A 17033-nucleotide genomic window follows, 5' to 3' on the forward strand; every position below is an offset into this window, starting at 1 on the left:
TGTAGACCCGAAACCGGGTGACCTATCCATGGCCAGGTTGAAGCGAGGGTAAAACCTCGTGGAGGACCGAACCACGTTGCTGTTGAAAAAGCATGGGATGAGCTGTGGATAGCGGAGAAATTCCAATCGAACTCGGATATAGCTGGTTCTCCTCGAAATAGCTTTAGGGCTAGCGTCGGAAAATGTGAGTAGTGGAGGTAGAGCACTGAATAGGCTAGGGGGCATAGCGCTTACCGAACCTTATCAAACTCCGAATGCCATATACTATCAGTCCGGCAGTCAGACTGTGAAAGATAAGTTCCATGGTCAAAAGGGAAACAGCCCAGATCGTCAGCTAAGGTCCCAAAGTGTAAGTTAAGTGGAAAAGGATGTGGGATTTCTAAGACAACTAGGATGTTGGCTTAGAAGCAGCCACTCATTAAAAGAGTGCGTAATAGCTCACTAGTCAAGAGATCCTGCGCCGAAAATGTCCGGGGCTCAAACTTACCACCGAAGCTACGGGTTCACGCTTTTGCGTGAGCGGTAGAGGAGCGTCGTAATCGGGCTGAAGTCGTACCGAAAGGAGCGGTGGACTGATTACGAGTGAGAATGTTGGCATTAGTAGCGAGATGTAAGTGAGAATCTTACAGGCCGAATATCTAAGGTTTCCTGAGTAAAGTTTGTCTTCTCAGGGTTAGTCGGGACCTAAGGCGAGGCCGAGAGGCGTAGCCGATGGACAATTGGTTGATATTCCAATACCACTATCATCGTTAATATCGAGGGTGTGACGGAGAAGGATAGGATGTGCTAGCTATTGGATGCTAGTCTAAGCGTTTAGGGAGTTGGGATTGGCAAATCCGTTCCAACAATTCTGAGGCGTGATGGGGAAGGCTCTACGGAGCCGAAGTATCTGATTCCATGCTTCCAAGAAAAGCATCTAGAGAGAGAAGTAGTGCCCGTACCGCAAACCGACACAGGTAGATGAGGAGAGAATCCTAAGGCCGACGGAAGAATTGCAGTTAAGGAACTAGGCAAATTGACCCCGTAACTTCGGAATAAGGGGTGCCTACAGAAATGTAGGTCGCAGAGAATAGGCACAAGCAACTGTTTAACAAAAACACAGGTCTCTGCTAAAGCGAAAGCTGATGTATAGGGGCTGACGCCTGCCCGGTGCTGGAAGGTTAAGGGGAATACTTAGCGCAAGCGAAGGTATGAACTTAAGCCCCAGTAAACGGCGGCCGTAACTATAACGGTCCTAAGGTAGCGAAATTCCTTGTCAGGTAAGTTCTGACCCGCACGAATGGCGTAATGACTTGTGCACTGTCTCAACTGCAAATCCGGCGAAGTTGTAGTGCGAGTGAAGATGCTCGCTACCCGCGATTGGACGGAAAGACCCCGTAGAGCTTTACTGTAGCTTAGCATTGAATTTCGGTATTGTCTGTACAGGATAGGTGGGAGACTGGGATACCAGGGCGTCAGCTTTGGAGGAGTCGTTGTTGGGATACCACCCTGATAGTATTGAAGTTCTAACTGGATGCCATGAAACTGGTGACAGGACATTGTTAGGTGGGCAGTTTGACTGGGGCGGTCGCCTCCTAAAATGTAACGGAGGCGCCCAAAGGTTCCCTCAGAACGGTCGGAAATCGTTCGAAGAGTGCAAAGGCAGAAGGGAGCCTGACTGCGACACTTACAAGTGGAGCAGGGACGAAAGTCGGGCTTAGTGATCCGGTGGTACCTCGTGGGAGGGCCATCGCTCAACGGATAAAAGCTACCTCGGGGATAACAGGCTGATCTCCCCCAAGAGTTCACATCGACGGGGAGGTTTGGCACCTCGATGTCGGCTCGTCGCATCCTGGGGCTGAAGTAGGTCCCAAGGGTTGGGCTGTTCGCCCATTAAAGCGGCACGCGAGCTGGGTTCAGAACGTCGTGAGACAGTTCGGTCCCTATCCGTCGCGGGCGTAGGAAATTTGAGAGGAGCTGTCCTTAGTACGAGAGGACCGGGATGGACTGACCTATGGTGTACCAGTTGTTTCGCCAGAAGCATAGCTGGGTAGCTAAGTCGGGAAGGGATAAACGCTGAAAGCATCTAAGTGTGAAGCCCACCTCAAGATGAGATTTCCCATAGCGTAAGCTAGTAAGACCCCTTGAAGACTACAAGGTTGATAGGTCAGAGGTGTAAGTATGGTAACATATTTAGCTGACTGATACTAATAGGTCGAGGGCTTGACCAATATAAATCAAGTTGTAATATACATTGAAAATTATATGCAATTTTGAAAGAATAATTTGTTCTTTCTAAGAATATAATATCTCGTGATGATGGCATAGAGGTAACACTCCTTCCCATTCCGAACAGGAAAGTTAAGGTCTATTACGCCGATGGTACTGCATGGGAGACTGTGTGGAAGAGTAGGAAATTGCGAGGTAAGATGGCTCGATAGCTCAGTCGGTAGAGCAGAGGACTGAAAATCCTCGTGTCACTGGTTCGATTCCAGTTCGAGCCACCATAATGGCGCTATAGCCAAGTGGTAAGGCAGAGGTCTGCAAAACCTTTATTCCCCAGTTCAAATCTGGGTGGCGCCTCCAAATTGTTTAAATAGCTTATATTTAACTCTATTAAGTTAAATATAAGCTATTTTTTGTTACATAAATAAAGCAAATAATATATAACTAATGAGTTGTGAATAGAAAATTGAACTTACTTGATATTAAAATAATATTATTGATTATGAGAGCAAGGGAGTTAGTATTTAAATTTTTATTGTTAAATTAAAAGGAAGTCCAATAATATATTAGAAGTCTTTTAAAATGACTTTTTAAAATATATTGAAAAAGTTTTTTTGAAGTGGTATACTAAAGTTGTTGAAGGTTAAATTTTAGGCGCCTAACTAAAAAGTCCCAAACTAATAAAATAATATAAACGAATATGAAGATAATGTATGATAAGAAGTTTTCAAACAAAATGTAATAAATTAAGAATCTAGTATATTAATAACTCGTATTCACTTTAGAAGCTAATTAATATTAATTATGAAAACGATGGAAGTATAATAATATGTATTGATAATATGATCAATATAATCGTATTTCATAAAATTTATGAATATGATATTGATAAATTCATGTCATTTTTAAAATAATTGAATTCTATTAGAAGAGTTAAAACAAAAAAATGATAGTATGCTAGGCTTTGTGATAACGTTTAATGAAAACGAATATCATTTGTATGACGTTTATTTAAAAGTATGGATAATTACATTTCAACATGTAAATCATTAATGAAAAAGAGCATCTTTATACCACTCTACAAAATGTTAAAAGTATGCTCTAATTACAAGAGTATTATCATTAAATTGATTAAAGATAATCTCAATGTGTATTATAGCAAAAAAGTATTGGAAAAGTACAGTCATTTCGAAAACAAAGTATATCAGAATATTGAAAATAAAGGCATAGAGATACACTATAATAATTGAAAAATATTTTAAAAGAATAATTTTGAGAAATATTATAAACATAATGGAAATATGAATTGAAGACTAAATAAAGCAAAAGTAGGAGATGATTCTAATGAAAATGAAAGTTGGTAATTCTATAATATATGTTTTTGGTGCACTTAGTGGTCTCTTGTTTGGTTATGATACTGGAGTTATTTCAGGTGCAATTCTTTTTATTCAAGATCAAATGCATCTTGACTCATGGCAGCAAGGATGGGTTGTTAGTTCTGTATTGTTAGGTGCTATTCTTGGCTCTGCAATTATAGGACCTATGTCGGACAAGTATGGACGTAAAAAATTAATCTTACTATCATCTATAATTTTTCTTTTAGGTGCGCTTGGTTCAGCGTTTTCACCAGAATTTTGGACACTAATCTTATCACGTATTGTTCTTGGTATTGCAGTTGGAGCTTCATCTGCGTTAATTCCAACATATTTAGCAGAGTTATCACCAGCTGATAAGCGTGGATCAATGTCAAGCTTATTTCAATTAATGGTAATGACAGGAATATTATTAGCTTATGTTACAAATTATACTTTCTCTAACGTATATAGTGGATGGCGTTTGATGCTAGGTTTTGCTGCTATTCCAGCTGCGGTTCTATTTTTGGGCGCTATTATATTGCCAGAAAGTCCACGATTCTTAGTTAAGGATAAACGATTTGATGAAGCTAAAAGCGTTTTAGCAAAAATGAATGGATACAATGAAAATGCTGTTAAGAATGAACTTGCAGAGATTAAAAAACAAGCTGAAATTAAAAGTGGTGGAATTAAAGAATTATTCGGTGAATTTGTTCATCCAGCATTGGTGATTGGCTTTGGTTTAGCAATTTTTCAGCAGATTATGGGTTGTAATACGGTTCTTTACTATGCACCAACTATCTTTACTAATGTTGGCTTTGGTGTTGAAGCAGCCTTACTTGCACATATAGGAATTGGTATATTTGATGTTATTGTTACTATTATAGCTGTTATGATTATGGATAAAGTTGACCGCAAAAAGATGCTGATTTATGGTGCTATTGGAATGGGACTTTCTTTAATGGTGATGAGTCTTTCAATGAAATTCTCAAATGGTTCCTTTACTGCATCAATTATTTGTGTTGTTGCATTAACTGTGTATATAGCATTCTTTTCAGCTACTTGGGGTCCAGTAATGTGGGTTATGATAGGAGAGGTTTTCCCTTTAAACATTCGTGGCTTAGGAAATTCATTTAGTAGTGTTGTTAATTGGACTGCAAACATGATGGTATCGTTGACATTTCCATCATTATTAAATTACTTCGGGACTGGAAGTTTATTTATAGGTTACGGTATTGTTTGTTTTATTTCAATATGGTTTGTTTCTTCAAAGGTGTTTGAAACACGTAATCGTTCTCTTGAGGAAATTGAAGCTACCCTCCGCGCACGCTCTGGAAAAGAGAAACAACAAGCTACATACAATGTATTAAATGTCACTAATAAAATTGAGGGATAAATATTTGAAAATTTATTTAGTTAGTTTATAGAAAGATATATAACAAAAAAGACATGTTATCTAAACATGTCTTTTTTGTATAATATGAAAGCGACAAGTGCGCATATTCCTAAGGTTAGACCCATAACTATTGAAAATGCATGTGGATCATTTTCAGATAAAGGTAATGGGATATTCATACCAAAAACTCCACCGATTATAGTTGGTATTGCCATAAGTATTGTGACGGAAGCTAAAACTTTCATTACAATATTTAAATTATTAGATATTACAGAAGCAAAGAAATCCATTGTACTAGCTAATATATTACTATAAATTTCAGTCATTTCTATAGCTTGTTTATTTTCAATAATGACGTCTTCTAATACGTCTTTATCTTCTTCATATTTTTGCACTAAATCAAGCTTTAACATTTTCTCTAATGTTATTTCATTAGCTTTTAATGATGTAGAAAAATAAACAAGAGATTTTTCCAAAGAATGTAGCTGTATCAGTTCTCTATTTTTCATAGATTTATGGAGTCTTTTTTCTATCATTAAGCTCTTCTTATCAATTTGGCGCAAATATAATAAGTAATAAGTGGAAACTCTATTTAGAATTTGTAATGTAAATCTTGATTTCTTAAAAGTATAAAATGATTTTATTTTATTATTAGCAAAATCAGTTAATACTTTACTGTTTTTTAAGCAAACAGTTATCAACTGTCTATCAGTATGTATTATAGCCAATGGATATGTATCATATGTCAATGAGTTATCTTCCATCTCGGTGAAAGGAATATCCACTATTATTAATAGTGAATCATCTTCAACATCAATACGTGAGGTCTCTTCATCATCTAGAGCTGCTTTTAAAAATTCAAGAGTAACTCCTGTTTTTTTTGATACTAGTATCAACTCATCGTCAGATGGAGCGATTATGTTTATCCAAGATCCATTTTCGATTGTATCTATTAATTTTAGAGTAGAATTGGATTCACTTTCACTTTTATAAATTTGAATCAATTATAACACCTCCTGGGCAGTTCAATTAATATTATACTATTATAAAAAACTTTGTAAACAGATAAGAATTTCTATTGGATTTTTAAGCAGACTTTTATTATTGATAATCTTAATATTTATAAAAATATAGTTATAATTAGCTTTTTGAGCTGTAAGCTTGTATTAAATCTACCTTATAAGGGAATAATTGTAAAAGAATTATAACTTTAAGGGGGAAGAATAAATGAAGGATATAAATAAATCATGTTTTATGTGCGGGAAAAGTGATTGTGATGGTATAATAATAAATGGAGAAAAGATTTGCAAAGCATGTGAAGAAAAAATTGTAAGGACAACCATAACAGATTCTAATTATGATGTCTACAAGGATGAACTCAAGTTAATTCTATTTAATGAACATGTTAAGGTACAATTGAAAAAGGAATAGGTTAGAATGCTTGTCTATTACTTTTATATGTGCCTAAAGAGTGAAGCTTTTATATAAACAGTCTTTAAGGTAGGGATTTAATGATGAAAAACGGTTTATTTATAGTTTTTGAGGGTGGAGAGGGTACCGGAAAAACAACAGCAATTGATGAAATATATAACTGGATTATTAGTAATAATCTTAAGTGTATAAAAACTAGAGAACCCGGCGGAATTAAAATATCAGAGCAAATAAGACAAGTTATTTTAAGTAAAGAAAACAATCTAATGGATGGTAGAACAGAAGCGCTACTTTATGCTGCAGCAAGAAGACAGCATCTTGTAGAAAAAGTAATACCAGCATTAGATGAAGGAATAATAGTTCTTTGTGATAGATTTATAGATTCTTCATTAGCATATCAAGGGTATGCAAGGAATCTAGGTATTGATGAAGTTATGAGTATAAATAAATTTGCAATTGGAAAATATATGCCTGATATATCAATATTGTTTGATCTTGATCCTAAAATTGGATTAGATAGGATTAATAGTAATGATTCTAGAGAAATTAACAGATTAGATCTGGAAAAATTAGATTTTCATGAAAAAGTCAGAGAAGGGTATAATATTATCTACGAAAATAATAAGGAAAGAATTATAAAGATAGATGCAAGTGTGTCAAAAGAAAATGTAGTGAAACAAATTAAGGATATCTTAAGGCTTAAAATATGGACAAATATAAACTAAATAATAAAATACCTTTGATTTGTGGTAAAATAATAGTTAGTGAGTTAGTATTATTTGAAGGTGGTAATTATAATGAAACTGATAATTGCAATTGTTCAGGATGAAGATTCAAGAAATGTTATAGAGGCATTAACAGAAGAAAACTATAGGGTTACTAAATTAGCAACTACGGGTGGCTTTTTAAAGTCTGGTAATACTACACTAATGGTAGGAATTGAAGAAGAAAGAGTTCAGGCTGTCATTGCTGTGATTAAAAAAATATGTAAAGAAAGAAAAGAAACGTTAGTTACGCAAACTACTCTAGGAGGAAGTGAAGGCGGATATATGCAGCAGTATCCTGTACAAATTAATGTTGGAGGAGCAACTGTATTTGTAATTGATGTCGATCAATTCGTAAAAATATGATTTCAAGGAGAGGTAAGCATTGAGAAAAATAATTGGCCATAAGGAAATTATTGATAGTATAAATAATAGAAAATTAAATGACTCATTTTCTCATGCAAATTTAATAGTTGGAAATGACGGAATCGGGAAAAGTATAATAGCTAGATACCTTTCGAATGAGATTATAAGACCCAAAAATGATGTAGAAAGTGTTGATATTGTAAAATATGTACCTTCATCTATTTCGTTTGGAGTTGATGACGTAAGAAAAATAATAGATGAAGTCAATAAAAAGCCATACGAAGGAGATAAGAAGGTATTAATATTATATAGATGCGATAAACTAACAGTTCAAGCACAAAATGCATTGCTTAAGACAATCGAGGAACCTCCAAAGGGAGTATATTTAATATTGCTTAGCGATTCGTTAGAAATAATATTAGATACGATTAAATCTCGTTGTCAAATATATAAATTAACTCCATTGAATAAAGAAGAAATTTCAATGTACATGGAAGATAAGTATATAGATATACCTTCAGAAGATAAAAAATCTGCAATGGCATATAGTGCAGGAGTGCCAGGAAATATAGATAAATTTATAAGTGATCAAAACTTAAAAAAATTAAGAAATACATGCATAGAATTATTTGAGGATATTTTAAAAAGGGAACAAAGCTTTGTATTAAAATATGAGGAATTACTAAAAGATTCAAAAGATGACAGATTTGAACTACTAAATATACTTCTGTCATATATAAGAGATATTATGCTTTTTAAAGAACTTAATGGTAGTGAACTTATTGTTAATTTTGATAAAATCCATAAAATGAAAGATATAGCAAGAGGAATGTCTTATAAAAAATTAAATAGTATGTTAGAATACATAACAGAAGCTAGAAGAAATTTTAATAGTAATACAAACTATTCAATGACCATAAGTGTTCTTCTTATGGGATTTGCGGAGGTATAATTAATGATAAATGTTATAGGAGTAAGATTTAAGAAAGCAGGAAAAATATATTATTTTAGTCCATCAGAATTACCTATAAAAAAAGGTGATTATGCAATAGTAGAAACAGCTAGAGGAGTAGAGTTTGGTGAATGTGTTATAGGAACCAAAGAGATAAAAGAAGAAGATATAGTATCACCATTAAAGAATGTTATTAGAATAGCGGACGAAAATGATATTAATAAGCATAAAGAAAATAAGGCTAAAGAAAAAGAAGCATTGGATATATGCTTAGTTAAAATTCAAGAACATAAATTAGATATGAAATTAATTGATGTAGAATATACATTTGATAATCATAAAGTTATATTTTATTTCACAGCAGACGGCAGAGTTGATTTTAGAGAACTAGTCAAGGATCTAGCGACTATATTTAAGACTAGAATAGAACTAAGACAAATAGGGGTAAGGGATGAAGCTAAGATGGTTGGAGGTCTTGGACCATGTGGAAGATCAATGTGCTGCTCTACATTTTTAGGAGATTTTGCTTCAGTATCTATAAAGATGGCAAAGGAACAAAACCTTTCATTAAATCCAACTAAGATATCAGGTATATGTGGAAGATTAATGTGCTGCCTAAATTATGAGCAAACGACATATGAGGGAATAAGAAAGAGATTGCCTAAAGTTGGAGCTATTGTCAAAACTGAATTCGGAAACGGAGAAGTTGTAAGTAATTCAATAGTTAAGGAAATTGTTAAGGTACGTATTAGAAAAGGTGATGAGGATGTTGTCGAGGAGTTTAAAATAACAGATGTAGAACTTGTGTCTGGAAAATATGAAGATACAATTGATGAAAATAACATAAAGTTAATAGTGGAATCAGAAGAAGATAAGACATTAATAAAGAATCTTATTAACGAGAAATAGGGGGAGTTTCTATGAAATCTGTTATTACGATTTGTAATATGGAATCGCACCAAGATGCTAATATAATTCAGGAAACCATTGTTAATAATTCAGGAGTAATCGCTATAGAGATATCACTAGGAAAAAAAGAAATAACAGTAATATATAATGAAACTTTTTTAAATATTGAGAAAATTGTAAATTCAATAGAGGATTTGGGATATATAGTAATCTAAGTTTAAATCATCAAGCAGAATTAAAAATACGCTTGTCTAAGGCACAAAAGACTTTAAAAACATTAGAATACATGTTAAAATGTAAGAGGTTAATTACCGCAATTTATTAGGAGGTGTTCTAGATGGCATTTGTAATTAATGATTCATGCGTTAGTTGTGGAGCATGTGCTGGAGAATGTCCAGTTAGCGCTATAACTCAAGGGGATTCTCAATACGTTATCGATGCAGATACTTGCATTGATTGTGGAAACTGTGCGAATGTTTGCCCAGTAGGAGCTCCAAACCAAGAATAATAGAAGAAAGGTCGTCTTTAGACGATCTTTTTTTCATATATTAAAAATTGTAGAACTTTTAATAGGTAAAAGGCATATTTTTTGGGTTAACTTCAAGTGAATTATTTTATAAAGTGTAAAGAGGAAGCTAAGAAGTTAGGTTTAAAGAGATGAGCAGAGATATTTCTATGAGTTTTAGCTAGCTGCTAGGTGGTGTTAGCAATATACATTGTGACCCACAATTTAAGTCTAATGTTGAAATATCTAATATATTTGATTTGATTTTTTTTATATGCTTCATGGATATAATAAAATTTTTAGGGTCATCTAGATATAAAGATGTTTTATTAGTCTTATATTGCATAGGAATTATGTATTTAGGTGAAATTAATTTACAGAGTTTTGCGGCTTCAAATCCGTTTAATGTAAAGTGACCACCAATTGGAATAAGTAAAATATCAATATTTCTTAGTTTTTCTAAAGTTAATGAAGAAGGTATATGCCCTAAATGTCCTAAATGACATATAGAATATTTATCAGTTCTAAATGTATAAATAATATTCGAACCTCTTTTTAATCCATTACATTTATCATGAAATGAATTAAAGCCTTCTAATTTTATAAAATTCATATCAATAGCTCCAATTTCATTAATAACTTTGGTTAGGTTATTATAATTATTTAGTAATAAGCGATTAAAATGATTATGACTAAGGGTTATCAAGTCGCATTTCGGAAAATTGTTATCATATCCAAGATTATCATTAAATGGATCAATAAGAATCCGCTTACCAGTAGGTGTTTTTATAATAAAACATGAATGTCCATACCAGATTATCTGCATAAGAAGCCTCCATAAACTATATTCAAATATTAATAATTATTAACATATAAAATTGAAAATAATCATAGTTTATATTAATACTTTAAAAAATAAAAGAAATATAGTATAATTATAAAAAGTCAAAGTAAGTCAAAAACAAATATTAAAAAAAGGTTTAAGCAGGTGATGTTATGGCAAGACTTTCAGATATAATAGAAGATTTCATAAAGCAAATGTTTAATGAAAATCGAGATAATGTGATCTTTATACAAAGAAATGAGCTGGCAGATCAATTTAGGTGTGCACCATCTCAGATCAATTATGTATTAACTACTAGATTTACTTACGAAAGAGGATACTTAATCGAAAGTAAAAGAGGTGGCGGTGGACATATTGCTATTAAGCAGTTAGAATATGATGATTCTAATAAAAGAGAAGAGATAATAAATCAAAGCATAGGAGATACAATAACATATCATAATGCAAATGCTTTGCTTAATCATTTGTTGGAATCTGGAGTTATTGAAGAACGAGAATGTGAAATAATGAAAATGGCAATAAATGATAGAAGTTTAACTTCAGCCGAAAATAAAAATAAGGTACGAGCTGATATTTTAAAGGCAATGATTATGATAATTTTATCTTAAAGGTGGGGATATATATGTTATGTGAAAAATGTAAAAAAAATGAAGCAAAGATAAACTTAATTACAGTAATGAATGGGCAAAAGCATGAAATTTGGTTATGTGAAAATTGTGCAAAGGACATAGCTAATATTCCATTTTTCAGTCCTATTATGCAAAATATAAATTTTCCATTTCAAGGAGTATTGTCGGAGCTATTAACTAATGCAGATAGTAATAAAACTAATATAGATAGTAGTAAAGTAAAAGAAATTGTTTGCCCAAGTTGTGGGTTAACCTATGATGAATTTAAAAAAACAGGAAGATTAGGCTGTTCTGAGTGTTATGAAGAATTTAAGGTTGTACTTGAGCCAAGGATAAAGAGTTTACAGGCGGGAGTAAAACATGTAGGGAAAGTGCCTAAAATCAAGGGAAAAGAATTAGTTCAGAAGCGAAAGCTTAAAGATCTAAAGGAAGAAATGCAAAAATTAATAGTTGCTGAAGAATATGAAAGAGCAGCAATTGTAAGAGATGAAATAAAAAAATTAGAGTTATGTATTTTAGAAAATAATATTAAAGAAACAATAAATACTAAGGAGGGGGATTGCCATGAATAGCTGGATTAATAAGAGTGAAGGCAGTGAAGCTGTACTAACAAGTAAAATATTATTATCTAGAAATTTTAGCAATTTGCCTTTTCCTAATAAATTGAATTATATAAAAGGTCGAGAAAGTGGGAAAAATATATATAATTTTCTTAAAAATGAATTAACCGATGAAGAAATTACATTATATGAAGTTTGGAATATAAAAGAAGAATTAAGTAAACAATATTTAGAAAAGGATCTAATTAGTGAAGAGCTTCTAAAAAATTCAGATAAAGGAGCATTCATATTAAATGATAACGAGACTTTTAGTATTATGATAAATGAAAAGGATCATATTGTTCTTCAATGTATAAGTGAAGGGTTGAATTTAGAGGAAGCTTTTAGTAAGGCCACTGATATTGACGATAAAATAGAGAAAAACTTAGATTATGCATTTGATGAAACTCTTGGATATTTAACATCATCTCCAGAGAATATCGGAACAGGATTAAGAGCTTCTGTGGTATTGCATTTGCCTGCACTTACCATGAGTGAAGAGATTAAAAATATTTCTAAGAATCTTAGTAAAATGGGTATGGGCATTAAAGGCCTTCATTTAGAAGGCACAAAGGTTTATGGAAATTTATATAGAATATTCAATAAAATATCATTAGGATTAACAGAAAGTAATATAATAAATAAATTAAAAGAGGCAATATTAAATACGATAGCAGAAGAAAACAAATTCAGAGAAATATTGATTAACAAATGCAGACATGAATTAGAAGATAGGGTATATAGAGCATATGGAATTTTAAAGCATGCAGTTCTATTGGATTCCAAAGAAACTGTAGATTTGTTGTCTAATCTTAGATTAGGAGCAGAATTATCAATAATAGATATTGAATTAAGAAAAATAGATAACTTATTTAGACTTACAAGCAATGCCTCACTGCAAAATTATTTGGGAAGAGTTTTAGATGAAAAAGAGAGTAAATATGAAAGAGCAAAGCTTGTAAAGGAAATATTGACATAAGGAAAAGATGGGAGGTTCGAAAAGGATGGAATACAATAAATTAACGGAAAGGGCACAAGCAGTAATTTTGGAAGCTGAAAGTGAATCAGAGAAATTTAAACATGGATATGTTGGAACAGAGCATGTGTTATTAGGTATTTTAAAAGAAGATGGATATTCAGCTAAATTGTTAAAGAAATATGGAGTTAATAGTGATAATATTAAAACAATGATACAGAGATACTTAGGTTATGGTGATATAAAGAAAACAGATGAGAATATTCTATTAACTCCTAGAACAAAGAGATTAATAGACGAAAGTTTTGCAGCAGCTAAAAAGCTAAATCATAAATATGTTAGCCCAGAGCACATTTTGTTAGCATTGCTTAATCAGGAAGAAGGCATGGCTTATACTATATTAAAAAGTTTGAGTTTGAATTTTGCTATTATAAGTGAAGAGCTATTAGTATTTTTATCAGGAAATTATGAAGATAAGGTTAGTGATAAAAGTACAGTAGAAAATAAAAAAGTTGCTACTCCTATGCTTGACAAATATGGCAGGGATTTAACAGCCTTATCTAAGGAGCAGGGATTAGACCCTGTAATAGGAAGAGATAATGAAACTCAGAGATTACTAGAGATACTTTGTAGAAGAATAAAAAATAATCCATGCTTAATTGGCGAACCAGGAGTTGGTAAAACTGCAGTAGTTGAAGGATTAGCTCAGAGAATAGTTGAAGGAAACATTCCGGAGATACTTAAAAGTAAAAGAGTTATTTCTTTGGATTTAACATCTATGATTGCAGGTGCAAAATATAGAGGCGAATTTGAAGAAAGATTAAAAAAGACTATGGAGGAAATTGTTAAAGATAAAGATATAATTATCTTTATTGATGAAATCCATACAATAATAGGAGCAGGTGGTGCAGAAGGTGCCATTGATGCATCAAACATATTAAAACCAGCCCTAGCTAGAGGAGAAATTCAATGTATTGGAGCAACAACTATTGATGAATATAGAAAGTATATTGAAAAAGATTCTGCACTAGAAAGAAGATTTCAACCAATAACTGTAGGTGAACCATCTAAAGAAGAAACTTTAGAGATATTAAAAGGTTTAAGAGATAAGTATGAAGCACATCATAGAGTTGAAATTACAGATGAAGCACTGGAAGCTGCTGTGAATTTATCAGATAGATATATTACAGATAGATTTATGCCTGATAAAGCTATTGATTTAATAGATGAGGGAGCTGCAAAAGTCAGAATACAAAGTTTAACAACTCCGCCAGATTTAAAAGACCTAGAAGAAAAGATTGAGAATATAGGTAAAGAAAAAGAAGAGGCTATACGAGTTCAAGATTTTGAAAGAGCTGCAAGGTTAAGAGATCAAGAGAGAGCTTTAAAAGAACAATTAAATAATATGAAGGATAATTGGGACACTCAAAATTCAATCAAGACATTGATTGTAGATGCAGAGAATATAGCTAGTGTAGTATCATCTTGGACTAAAATTCCAATTGAGAAATTAACAGAATCTGAAAGTGAGAGGCTGCTAAATTTAGAAGATATATTGCATAGAAGAGTGATAGGTCAAAACGAAGCAGTAAAATCTATAGCAAGGGCTGTGAGAAGAGCAAGAGTTGGTATAAAGGATCCTAATAGGCCTATAGGAAGTTTCATATTTTTAGGACCAACTGGAGTTGGAAAAACAGAACTTTCAAAGGCACTTGCAGAGGCTATGTTTGGCGATGAAAATAGTATTATAAGAGTTGATATGTCAGAATATATGGAAAGCCACTCTGTAGCTAGATTAATAGGTTCTCCTCCAGGATATGTAGGATATGAAGAAGGTGGGCAGCTTACTGAAGCTGTTAGAAGAAAGCCTTATTCAATAGTTCTATTAGATGAAATTGAAAAAGCTAATCCTGAAGTATTTAATATATTACTTCAAATAATGGAAGATGGAAGACTTACTGACGGTAAAGGAAAGATAGTTAATTTTAAGAATACAATAATTATAATGACTTCAAACGTTGGTGCTCATCAGATTAAGAAGCAGAAAAGTATAGGATTTAGTAGCAATAATGATTCTAATAATGAAACAGAATACGAGAAGATGAAGGAAAATATATTAGGAGAATTGAAGCAGAAATTTAGACCTGAATTCTTAAATAGAATAGATGATACAATAGTATTCCATAAACTAAGTGATGAAGATTTAAATCAAATTATAGATTTAATGCTTGCGTCAATAAGAAAAAGACTTGAAAGTAGAGAGATTTACTTGAATTTTGAAGAAAATAGTAAGAAATTCTTGTTGAATAAAGGAATTGACTTGGATTATGGAGCAAGACCTTTAAGAAGGCTTATTATAAAAGAAGTAGAAGACAGATTAAGTGAAGAGATTTTGCAAGGAAATATACGAATTGGAGACAGAGTAAGAGTAAGTGAACTAGAAAACAAACTTATCTTCAAGAAGCTCACTGAGAATAATTTAGAAATGAATAGAAGTTAATCTTATATTTAATGGACTGTTTCAAAGGTGTATACATTGAAATGGTCCATTTTGATAAATATAGTTTAAAGAAGATAATATTGATAAATTAGTTATAAAATGCGCTTTAGATTGGAGAAGATGGATATGGACAAAAAGAAACTAGATTTACTTATAATAGGTGGCGGCCCGGCAGGATTAACTGCAGCAATGTATGCCGGAAGAGCTAAGCTGAATATATTATTGTTGGAAAATGAAATTTTAGGTGGGCAAGTTAGGAATAGTTATACAATAGAAAATTATCCAGGGTTTAAAAGTATAAATGGTGGAGACTTAGCAGATATATTTCAAGAACAAGCAAAAGCACTTGGGGCGGAGATTGATGAATTTGATTCAATTCAGAATATAGATATTTCAGATGACAGAAAAGTAGTTGAAACTGAAACTCATATATACGAACCTAAAGCTATAATAATTGCTACAGGTGCAACGCCTAAAAGGTTACCAATTCCACAAGAAAGCAAGTTTTTAGGAAGAGGAATTCATTATTGCGCTGTTTGTGATGGGGCAATTTATCAAGGGAAAAGGATAGCTGTGGTTGGAGGAGGGAATTCGGCCTTAGAGGAAGCTATATTTTTGACTAGATTTGCTGAAAAAGTTTATTTAATAAGGAGATATGATTATTTTAAAGGAGAACAAGCTCTGATAAATGAAGTTTTCAATAATTCAAAAATAGAAGTATTTTTAAATGAAGATTTAATAGAAGCTAGTGGAGAGATGTTTTTAGAATCAGTTACTATGAAAAATACAAAAACAGAAAAGATTAGTAACTTAAGAGTGGATGCTATATTTGGATATATAGGAACAGAACCTAGAACTGAGTTTGTAAAAAAATATTTAAAGATGGATGAGCAGGGATATATAATTACAGATGAAGATATGAAGACAAATATCAAGGGGGTATACGCGGCTGGTGATGTTAGGCAAAAAAAGTACAGACAAATAACAACGGCGGTTGCAGATGGAACTATTGCGTTATTAAATGCTGAGAAATATATTAAGAGCTAATAGAATAAACAAGGAAATCATAAATAAATAATAAAGACCTCAATTAATATTGAATATGCGATAAGAATAAAAGAGGCGAATGTACGCCTCTAAATTATTTTTCTAAAGCTTTTAAAATAGCAGGTTTGTCAAATCCTACAATTATATCATCATTAATATCTAATACAGGAACTCCCATTTGATTAGACTTTTTTATCATTTCTTCTCTAGCTTCCATATTATCTTGTACATTTAATTCTTCAAATTCAAGATTTTCAGATTTAAGATAATTCTTTACTTTAATACACCAAGGACAAGAATTGGTAGTATATACTTTTATCATAAAAACATCTCCTTAATCGATAATTATTGTTTTATAAGTATTATTATAATATTATTTTCATATCCTATCAATATAATAAGAATAGGTAATTGTTTTAGTAATAATGTATTGTAGATTTATATGCTTATTTTGAGTAATAGTTTGATACTAGATAAGTATAAGCTATATGAATTAGTGATTCTTATGGATATTTATAATAGTATTTGTAATAATTTATTAACTATGTAATAGGTAAA

The 17033-nt window shown here is 32.2% G+C and carries 16 protein-coding genes, 2 tRNA genes and 2 rRNA genes (1 of these 20 running past the window's edge); 17 read left to right on the forward strand and 3 right to left on the reverse strand.

The window, feature by feature from the left end:
- The 5 genes from CDLVIII_RS01905 to CDLVIII_RS01925 all read left to right on the forward strand — a co-directional run.
- Window positions 1–2210, forward strand: a 23S ribosomal RNA gene (locus tag CDLVIII_RS01905); it begins 700 nt to the left of the window's first position.
- Window positions 2211–2288: 78 nt separating this feature from the next.
- Window positions 2289–2405 (forward strand): 5S ribosomal RNA (gene rrf, locus CDLVIII_RS01910).
- A gap of 5 nt (window positions 2406–2410) precedes the next feature.
- Window positions 2411–2486 (forward strand) — tRNA-Phe (locus CDLVIII_RS01915).
- A gap of 4 nt (window positions 2487–2490) precedes the next feature.
- Window positions 2491–2565: transfer RNA gene (locus CDLVIII_RS01920), tRNA-Cys, on the forward strand.
- Window positions 2566–3549: 984 nt separating this feature from the next.
- Complete coding sequence (locus CDLVIII_RS01925; RefSeq protein ID WP_009167772.1) at window positions 3550–4953, forward strand: sugar porter family MFS transporter; 1404 nt, start codon at window positions 3550–3552, stop codon at window positions 4951–4953.
- Window positions 4954–5009: 56 nt separating this feature from the next.
- Here the strand turns inward: CDLVIII_RS01925 and CDLVIII_RS01930 are convergent, their stop codons facing one another.
- Entirely contained in the window at window positions 5010–5957 is a 948-nt protein-coding gene (locus CDLVIII_RS01930) for a magnesium transporter CorA family protein (RefSeq protein ID WP_009167773.1), read from the reverse strand.
- Between the two features lie 223 nt (window positions 5958–6180).
- On the opposite strand from CDLVIII_RS01930, the gene CDLVIII_RS01935 reads away from it, so the two are divergent.
- The 7 genes from CDLVIII_RS01935 (at window position 6181) to CDLVIII_RS01965 (ending at window position 9883) form a co-directional block, all read left to right on the forward strand.
- Window positions 6181–6384: a sigma factor G inhibitor Gin gene (locus CDLVIII_RS01935; RefSeq protein WP_009167774.1), complete on the forward strand. Its 204-nt coding sequence runs from the start codon at window positions 6181–6183 to the stop codon at window positions 6382–6384.
- 83 nt (window positions 6385–6467) lie between these two features.
- Entirely contained in the window at window positions 6468–7109 is a 642-nt protein-coding gene (tmk, locus tag CDLVIII_RS01940) for a dTMP kinase (RefSeq protein ID WP_009167775.1), read from the forward strand.
- 72 nt (window positions 7110–7181) lie between these two features.
- Complete coding sequence (locus CDLVIII_RS01945; RefSeq protein WP_009167777.1) at window positions 7182–7514, forward strand: cyclic-di-AMP receptor; 333 nt, start codon at window positions 7182–7184, stop codon at window positions 7512–7514.
- 19 nt (window positions 7515–7533) lie between these two features.
- On the forward strand, window positions 7534–8466 hold the full coding sequence (locus CDLVIII_RS01950; RefSeq protein WP_009167778.1) for a DNA polymerase III subunit delta': 933 nt from the start codon (window positions 7534–7536) through the stop codon (window positions 8464–8466).
- 3 nt (window positions 8467–8469) lie between these two features.
- Window positions 8470–9375, forward strand: a complete 906-nt coding sequence (locus CDLVIII_RS01955; RefSeq protein ID WP_009167779.1) for a stage 0 sporulation family protein — start codon at window positions 8470–8472, stop codon at window positions 9373–9375.
- Window positions 9376–9386: 11 nt separating this feature from the next.
- Window positions 9387–9590, forward strand: a complete 204-nt coding sequence (locus tag CDLVIII_RS01960; RefSeq protein WP_009167780.1) for a heavy-metal-associated domain-containing protein — start codon at window positions 9387–9389, stop codon at window positions 9588–9590.
- Window positions 9591–9712: 122 nt separating this feature from the next.
- A complete protein-coding gene (locus tag CDLVIII_RS01965) occupies window positions 9713–9883 on the forward strand; it encodes a 4Fe-4S binding protein (protein ID WP_009167781.1) in 171 nt (56 codons plus the stop codon).
- Window positions 9884–10061: 178 nt separating this feature from the next.
- Here CDLVIII_RS01965 and CDLVIII_RS01970 read toward each other — a convergent pair whose 3' ends face one another.
- Window positions 10062–10706, reverse strand: coding sequence for an MBL fold metallo-hydrolase (locus tag CDLVIII_RS01970; RefSeq protein ID WP_009167782.1), 645 nt, complete (start codon window positions 10704–10706; stop codon window positions 10062–10064).
- A 170-nt stretch (window positions 10707–10876) separates the two neighbouring features.
- Here CDLVIII_RS01970 and CDLVIII_RS01975 point away from each other — a divergent pair, with 170 nt between their 5' ends.
- From CDLVIII_RS01975 to trxB, 5 genes are all read left to right on the forward strand, one after another.
- Window positions 10877–11332, forward strand: a complete 456-nt coding sequence (locus CDLVIII_RS01975) for a CtsR family transcriptional regulator (RefSeq protein ID WP_009167783.1) — start codon at window positions 10877–10879, stop codon at window positions 11330–11332.
- A gap of 14 nt (window positions 11333–11346) precedes the next feature.
- A complete protein-coding gene (locus tag CDLVIII_RS01980; RefSeq protein ID WP_009167784.1) occupies window positions 11347–11925 on the forward strand; it encodes a UvrB/UvrC motif-containing protein in 579 nt (192 codons plus the stop codon).
- Window positions 11918–12931: a protein arginine kinase gene (locus CDLVIII_RS01985; protein ID WP_009167785.1), complete on the forward strand. Its 1014-nt coding sequence runs from the start codon at window positions 11918–11920 to the stop codon at window positions 12929–12931. Before CDLVIII_RS01980 ends, CDLVIII_RS01985 begins: the two co-directional genes overlap by 8 nt.
- Before the next feature lie 25 nt (window positions 12932–12956).
- A complete protein-coding gene (locus CDLVIII_RS01990; RefSeq protein ID WP_009167786.1) occupies window positions 12957–15428 on the forward strand; it encodes an ATP-dependent Clp protease ATP-binding subunit in 2472 nt (823 codons plus the stop codon).
- Between the two features lie 120 nt (window positions 15429–15548).
- Window positions 15549–16475, forward strand: coding sequence for a thioredoxin-disulfide reductase (trxB, locus tag CDLVIII_RS01995; protein ID WP_035301634.1), 927 nt, complete (start codon window positions 15549–15551; stop codon window positions 16473–16475).
- A gap of 94 nt (window positions 16476–16569) precedes the next feature.
- Here trxB and CDLVIII_RS02000 read toward each other — a convergent pair whose 3' ends face one another.
- On the reverse strand, window positions 16570–16797 hold the full coding sequence (locus tag CDLVIII_RS02000) for a glutaredoxin family protein (RefSeq protein ID WP_009167788.1): 228 nt from the start codon (window positions 16795–16797) through the stop codon (window positions 16570–16572).
- Between the last annotated feature and the right edge of the window lie 236 nt (window positions 16798–17033).

The sequence above is a fragment of the Clostridium sp. DL-VIII genome (assembly GCF_000230835.1).
Lineage (GTDB): Bacteria > Bacillota > Clostridia > Clostridiales > Clostridiaceae > Clostridium.

What these genes read in the sequence shown, in the direction of transcription:
- CDLVIII_RS01990 (WP_009167786.1), top strand. Translation starts at nt 12,957, where the DNA reads ATGGAATACAATAAATTAACGGAAAGGGCACAAGCAGTAATTTTGGAA.
- CDLVIII_RS01960 (WP_009167780.1), top strand. Translation starts at nt 9,387, where the DNA reads ATGAAATCTGTTATTACGATTTGTAATATGGAATCGCACCAAGATGCT.
- CDLVIII_RS01970 (WP_009167782.1), bottom strand. Translation starts at nt 10,706, where the DNA reads ATGCAGATAATCTGGTATGGACATTCATGTTTTATTATAAAAACACCT.
- CDLVIII_RS02000 (WP_009167788.1), bottom strand. Translation starts at nt 16,797, where the DNA reads ATGATAAAAGTATATACTACCAATTCTTGTCCTTGGTGTATTAAAGTA.
- CDLVIII_RS01980 (WP_009167784.1), top strand. Translation starts at nt 11,347, where the DNA reads ATGTTATGTGAAAAATGTAAAAAAAATGAAGCAAAGATAAACTTAATT.
- trxB (WP_035301634.1), top strand. Translation starts at nt 15,549, where the DNA reads ATGGATATGGACAAAAAGAAACTAGATTTACTTATAATAGGTGGCGGC.
- CDLVIII_RS01935 (WP_009167774.1), top strand. Translation starts at nt 6,181, where the DNA reads ATGAAGGATATAAATAAATCATGTTTTATGTGCGGGAAAAGTGATTGT.
- CDLVIII_RS01975 (WP_009167783.1), top strand. Translation starts at nt 10,877, where the DNA reads ATGGCAAGACTTTCAGATATAATAGAAGATTTCATAAAGCAAATGTTT.
- CDLVIII_RS01985 (WP_009167785.1), top strand. Translation starts at nt 11,918, where the DNA reads ATGAATAGCTGGATTAATAAGAGTGAAGGCAGTGAAGCTGTACTAACA.
- CDLVIII_RS01965 (WP_009167781.1), top strand. Translation starts at nt 9,713, where the DNA reads ATGGCATTTGTAATTAATGATTCATGCGTTAGTTGTGGAGCATGTGCT.
- tmk (WP_009167775.1), top strand. Translation starts at nt 6,468, where the DNA reads ATGAAAAACGGTTTATTTATAGTTTTTGAGGGTGGAGAGGGTACCGGA.
- CDLVIII_RS01925 (WP_009167772.1), top strand. Translation starts at nt 3,550, where the DNA reads ATGAAAATGAAAGTTGGTAATTCTATAATATATGTTTTTGGTGCACTT.
- CDLVIII_RS01945 (WP_009167777.1), top strand. Translation starts at nt 7,182, where the DNA reads ATGAAACTGATAATTGCAATTGTTCAGGATGAAGATTCAAGAAATGTT.
- CDLVIII_RS01955 (WP_009167779.1), top strand. Translation starts at nt 8,470, where the DNA reads ATGATAAATGTTATAGGAGTAAGATTTAAGAAAGCAGGAAAAATATAT.